The sequence below is a fragment of the Candidatus Desulfatibia sp. genome (genome assembly GCF_036446775.1).
Classification (GTDB): Bacteria; Desulfobacterota; Desulfobacteria; order Desulfobacterales; family UBA11574; genus Desulfatibia_A.
The window spans coordinates 23,158-29,476 of sequence record NZ_JAZFTO010000400.1 but is presented as its reverse complement, the minus strand read 5'-3'; the positions used below and the strand labels follow the sequence as shown (position 1 = coordinate 29,476).

5 protein-coding genes are annotated in these 6,319 nt (G+C 50.8%); all 5 read left to right on the top strand.

Translation table 11 applies throughout. The features are described 5' to 3' along the window. Nucleotides 1-636, top strand: a 636-nt coding sequence (locus V3S16_RS18225; protein WP_413887590.1) for a 4Fe-4S dicluster domain-containing protein, incomplete at its 5' end; no start/stop codon positions are given. Between the two features lie 20 nt (nt 637-656). Next, complete coding sequence (locus V3S16_RS18220) at nt 657-3,188, top strand: molybdopterin-containing oxidoreductase family protein (protein WP_413887588.1); 2,532 nt, start codon at nt 657-659, stop codon at nt 3,186-3,188. Between the two features lie 748 nt (nt 3,189-3,936). Beyond that, nucleotides 3,937-4,605, top strand: coding sequence for a molecular chaperone (locus V3S16_RS18215; RefSeq protein ID WP_413887586.1), 669 nt, complete (start codon nt 3,937-3,939; stop codon nt 4,603-4,605). 145 nt (nt 4,606-4,750) lie between these two features. Then, entirely contained in the window at nt 4,751-5,341 is a 591-nt protein-coding gene (locus V3S16_RS18210; protein ID WP_413887584.1) for a hypothetical protein, read from the top strand. A gap of 51 nt (nt 5,342-5,392) precedes the next feature. Beyond that, nucleotides 5,393-6,310 carry a 4Fe-4S dicluster domain-containing protein gene (locus V3S16_RS18205; RefSeq protein ID WP_413887582.1) on the top strand — a complete coding sequence of 306 codons (918 nt, stop codon included), beginning with the start codon at nt 5,393-5,395 and terminating at the stop codon, nt 6,308-6,310. Nucleotides 6,311-6,319: the final 9 nt, after the last annotated feature.

Genomic DNA, 6,319 nt, shown 5'->3' with positions numbered 1-6,319 from the left:
CGCACGGCCGTTTACGAGGAGTTTTACGGCAAGTACCCCAACTCCACGAAGCTCTTTTTACCCAGGCTGTGCAACCATTGCGAGGGCAACAAGGAGGACAAGATTCCGCCCTGCGTCAAGGCATGCCCGGAGTACCCCAAGGATAGGAGAAAGCTCACCACTTCCGACGGCAAGACCATCCGTTACCGCGGCGGTGCCACCTACAAACGTCCCGACGGCTTGATTCTGTTAGACAATTCTCTGTGCATCGGGTGCGGCAAGTGCATCGAAGCCTGTCCTTACGGTGCGCGCAACTGGAATAAACTGCTGCTGTCCGGCAAGGACAAGACCAAAAACGCCATCAGCAAGTGCACCTTGTGCCAGCATCGTATCGACCAGGGGGTCGTTCCGGCCTGTGTTAACATTTGCCCAGGGTGGGCGCGGCACTTCGGCGATCTGAACGACCCCGGCAGTTCGGTTTCCAAGCTGGCCAAAGAGTTCGGACTGGTGGGTAAACGCAAAAAAACCACCCTGCTCCCGGGCGAAAACACGGTTCCCATGTGCTTTTACATCGACAATCAAGGGGAACTTGGAAAGATGGCTGCGGCCAAAAGGAAGTTCGTGGAGAACGAAGCCTGGGTGGACCAGCATATTTAATGCAAAAGGAGGAACATATAATGAGACGAGACATAACTCGCCGTGACCTTATTAAGCTCGCGGCTGCAAGTGCGGCGGTCCTGGCCACCGGTAAGGCCACCGTTTCCCGGGCCCTGGCCGGAACTGTGGATTTCGCTGAAGGCGGCCAGGATTTTTCGCCCAAAACCGGTACTGAAAGAAAGAAGATCGCTTCGGCCTGCTGGACGTGTGTTACCAGAGATGCCATGGTCGGCTATGTGGAGGATGGAAGGCTTGTCAAGCTGGAAGGGCAACCGAATTCCATCAGGGGACTTGGTAAAATCTGTGCCAAAGGGGCTGCGGGAATCAATCAGCTCTACGACCCGGACAGGATTCTGCATCCCATGAAAAGGGTCGGAAAACGCGGCGAAGGCAAGTGGAAGCGGATATCCTGGGACGCGGCCTTGAACGAACTGACGGGTCGCTTGAAGAAGCTGCGCGATGCGGGCCGTCCGGAAAAATTCATGTTCCAGTTCGGCCGCATGAAGGCCTCACAGGACAAGATTGTGCAAGCCTTCCTGGGCGGTTATGGTACCAAGACCATCGCTAACCACACCTCCATCTGCGAGGGCGGCAAGTGGACGGCCCAGGAGCTGACCTGGGGCGGCCATTACGACAACTGGGATTTTGACCACACCAAGTACGTGCTCAATTTCGGCAGCGCTTGTCTGGAGAACCATACCAACCACATTCCCGTGGCCACGAGGCTGATGGCCGCCATAGCGGATCGCAAGGTGAAGATGGTTACCTTCGATGTAAGAGTCTCCCACACGGCGGCCAAATCGACGGAGTGGGTACCTGTTAAGCCGGGTACCGACCAGGCTGTGATCCTGGCCATGTGCCAGGTGATCATGAAGGCCGGACTCATCGACAGGAAATTTTTCAAGTTTATGAAGGTGACCGCAGATCCCGACGCCTCCACGGATGCAAAGGTGGCGGCCCTGAAAAAACACCTGGCCAAGTACACGCCCCAGTGGGCCGCGAAGATCAGCGGGGTTCCGGCTGCCAAGATCAAGTCCATAGCCCTGGAGTTTGCCAAGACAAAACCGGCCTGTCTGGTCAGCTACCGGGGTGCCATAGCCCATTACAACGGCAATGAAACCGAGCGGGCCTGCCAGATGCTGGCCGGCATTACCGGTAACATTGATAACCCGGGCGGCCGCTGCAAGGCGGTGGGCGCAGGTTGGACGTATCCCAAAGGACCCAAGAAGCCCAAGGGCAGAGGGCTCGACCTCGCTGACGGGTTTCCGGGCCAAACCGCTTACCCGACGCATCATGTGAGTCATCAAGTACTTAAGTTGATCAAGGACGGCAGGAACGGGCGGCCGGAAATTTATATGTGGTACTGCTACAACCCGGTGTACGCCAACGGCGAGGTACAGGAGAACATCGATATTCTTAAAGATGAAAGCCTGCTCCCCTACACTGTCTGCTCCGACGCTTACTATGGTGAATCAACGGCCCTGGCGGACCTGATTCTGCCCAACCCGTCCTATCTGGAGTGGTGGGGTTGGGAAGACATGGTTTCGCCGGCCCAGATTGCGGAGTTCTACATCCGCCAGCCCTTTGTGAAACCGTTGGGCGAGAGCCGCGACTTCAATAACGTGGTGATTGAGCTGGCCAAAAGACTTGGTTTTTCGCTGGGGTACAATTCGACCGAAGAGTTCCTCAAAAAATCATGCGAAATGACCCCGGGCGTCAAAGAAGCCGGTGGATTCGAGTACATGAAAAAACACGGCGTCTGGCATGATCCCAAGGCCAAGCCCGCTTACTACACTTACAAAAAGGAGATCAGTAAAGCTGCTGTTAAGGCCGACGGCGTCATTTTGGACAAGGCCACTCAGGTTTACTGGAACTGGAAAAAGGTCAATGTCAAAAGTGAAGCCGAAGCCCGGAAGACAGGCTACACCAAAACCAAAGGTGCCTTTAAAGGCTATGTGGGCCAGAAGATCGGCAACAAGGTCTACCAGGTGTTCAAACCGGATGCGGTCAACAAGTCCGGCTACTTTGAGTTGTATTCCGAGCTTTTGAAAATCAAGGGGTTTCCACCCCTGCCGACCTTCATGGCCATTCCGGAGCATCAGAGAATGGGATCGGATGACCTTATTCTGACGACCTATAAGGTCCCGGTAATGACCCACTCCCGCACGGCCAACTGCAAATGGCTAAGCGAGATTTACCACGACAACCCGGCCAAGATCAATACGGAGACGGCTAAAAAGCTGGGGATCAAGGACGGGGCCAGGATCAAGATCAAATCGGCTGTGGGTGAATTTACGACCACGGCCAACGTGATTGAGGCGATTGTACCCGGCGTTGTAGCGGTATCTCACCACCGGGGGCACTGGGAGTATGGCCGCTACGCGTCCGGCAAAAAAACCCCCTTCGCCTCTGGGATTGATGATCCCGATCTCAAGCTCATGTGGTGGAAAAATCATGGCGTGCATCCAAACTGGGCCATCCCCAATAGTCCGGACCCGATTAACGGCATGATGAGGTGGTTTGATACGGTGGTCCAGGTGACCAGGGCGTAAATAACTTGCCCTTCTTTTTCATCGTTGGAAAGAAAGGGGCCATGGAATACTGGAATGATGGGATCAAAGGGGAATAGACGATTTTTAAAAAATTGTTTATTTTAGAAAAGAACTAATAAATGCCGTATTACCTTCTTTCCGCCCCATGTTCCATCTTCCAGTATTCCAACCCTCCATAGAGTCTAAATGCGGAGGCAGCACTTAACCCAGATAATCGGGAAAGTGTCTTAGGTGAACTAAAGTTTCAAGTGAGCTAAAGTTTCGGAACTCTATCTATCTCAAATGGAGTAAATTAAATTCCAAATAACAAATATCAAATATCAAACAAATAACAACACGCGGCGCAAGCGCCTGCGCTGCGCGTGACCGAAATGGAGAAATTACAAATATCAAATTGCAAATTACAAACAAATCACAATGACCGAAATTCAAAATAACAAACTTTGGAATTTCCTTAAGATTTGGTGCCTGTAGTTTGGAATTTCCTTGGAATTTCCTTGGAATTTGGTGCTTGTAGTTTGGAGCTTGTTTGTTTTTTGGTGCTTGTAATTTGTGATTTTAGACACAAAACTCCAAGGCAGAGCCGGAGAACTCTGACCTGGCTCTCCGAGGCGTAGGCTCTACGAGCCGGAGGCCCAAAGGACCAGGTTTTTCAGGACAAAATAAACAGATTGAGTGGAACTAAAACCTTAACTTTAATCACTTTAGATCACTTTAAACTTTAGTCACTTGTACAAAGGAGGTTAAATTGGCTGATATAGAAACAAAAGACCCTGGTGCCGAGGCCAGGCACCGTAGCGATATCTACGGCCTGCTGGCTACGATCTATCGTCAGGAGATTACCTCAGATCTCCTTGGGCAGATAAAAGACCCCCAGTTCCTGGGGGCTCTGTCCGTTTTGGAGGTTGAGGGCATCGACGGTCTTATGCAGAAACCCGCAGCGGAGTTGTTGGAGGACCTGGCGGTGGAGTATACCCGCCTTTTTTTAGGCCCCGGCAAACACATTTCTCCCCATGAGTCAGTCCATCACCAACGGGAAGACGGTCAGTGGGGTATGCTCTGGGGAGCATCAACCGTCGAAGCTAAGAAATTTATTGAGGCCACCGGACTTTCCTATACGGATGATTACAAGGGCATGCCCGATCACATCAGTGTGGAGTTTGAATTCATGCAGCAGCTCACGCTTCGTGAAGAACAGGCCTGGAAGGCGGCGGATGCGGCCAGGGCGGGTGCTTGCCGGCAGGTTGAAAAGAAATTCATCGAGGAACACCTCATTCGCTGGGTTCCCGCTTTCTGCGAAATGGTAATACAAGAAGCAGAATTGCCGTTTTATCAGGCGGTGGCGATATTGACCCGCAGTTTCATTGAGTTTGAGATGAAAGAAATGAATCGAAATGGAGATGGTGTCAGTAGTTGACACCAGAGGACTTAACCCTACAACGATACTTAAGGTGATCTATTTAATGCGTTAATTCTTCTTTTTTGATGCGAAAGATAAGCAGAATGATTCTTTTCCCAAAAGCAAGTTCCGGTCATTTCCTATCATTAAAAACATGGTAAAATTGAGAACAAAAAAACAAATACGATTTCTACTAATATCTTTAATCTGTTTAGTGGTTTCTATCGAAGTTCGTGCAGAGCAAAAAGTGCAAGAGGGGCAAACAGTTTTTCCGGTGCCTCCTCCGCTTGTTTACCGGGAACTATTTCCCTGCCAGGCTTGCCATCGTAAAGACCTTCGGGGCCTGAGCAGCCAAATTTACGGGGGAAAATCTTATCTTGGAAAGTATCTTAGAGCACCTGATCCCAGGCCGAGAATTCTGGTGCGTATGCATGGGAATATTAATCTGAAACATGGCAAATGGCACTGGTGCCTGAACTGTCACAGTACCGATGAAAGAAACTATCTAAGATTAATCAAGGGCGAACTTATATCTTTTGAAGAATCTTATCTGCTTTGCGGACAGTGCCACGGAACGATTTACCGTGACTGGAAATGGGGTATTCACGGCCGGAGAGTGGGCCAGTGGAACGGGAAAAAACTATACCTGCTCTGCGTTCATTGCCATGACCCTCACAGCCCTAAGTATCGAAAAATTATGTCGGAAGATCCGCCCCGCCCTCCCAGTTATGGTCGTTGGGAGTCGGAGGATTAACATCATTAAACGTTATGCGGAATAACTAACGATTTAAGATAAGGATCAAACGTGAAAACAGAATATGGAAATGCCATGAGCAGGCGAACCTTTCTGAAAGCTGGTGGAATTGCTTCTGCTTCGCTTGCACTCGGCGGTTGCGGCTTGGGGGAGAAGTTGCTCCCCGGTGACTTTTTAAAAGAATTTGTTCAGTCCCATTTCAAAGAGATGCGCCCGGATGAAATCAAGGAAGTTAAGCAACGTTTACAGAAACAGTATCAGAAAAAGTACGGCCGGGAGTTTATCTTGGGGACCGAGCCGCCCTTCCCCGATGTACTTTTTGCCTATGGACTGGACCTTTCCCGGTGTATCGGCTGCCGGCGTTGCGTCTATGCATGTGTTCAGGAAAACAATCAAAGCCGCCGCCCCCAGATCCAGTGGATAAGGGTTCTGCGTTTCAAAAAAGGAACCATGAACTTTGAAGAATCCGAGCACTACTACGAGGCCGGCATGGTGCCGAAAGAGGGATATTACACCATGCCGATCCAATGCCAGAATTGTGAGAATCCACCATGTGTGAAGGTGTGCCCGACCAAGGCCACCTGGAAAGAACCCGACGGTATCGTTGTCATTGATTATAACTGGTGCATCGGATGTCGGTACTGTATGGCGGCCTGCCCCTACTGGGCCAGGCGGTTTAACTTTGCCGAACCGGAAATTCCCACCGAGGAGTTAAATACCAATCTTCACTACCTGGGAAATCGGCCGCGAATGAGAGGAGTAGTGGAAAAATGCACTTTCTGCGTGCAACGTACCCGCAGAGGGCGTTACCCGGCTTGTGTAGAGGTCTGTCCGGTTGGGGCCCGAAAATTCGGAAATATTCTTGATCCCGCCAGCGAAATCAGTCTGGTGTTAGAAAATCAAAGGGTTTTCCGGCTTAAAGAGGACCTGGACACGCAACCAAAATTTTATTATTTCTTTTCTATCTGAAGATCTGTT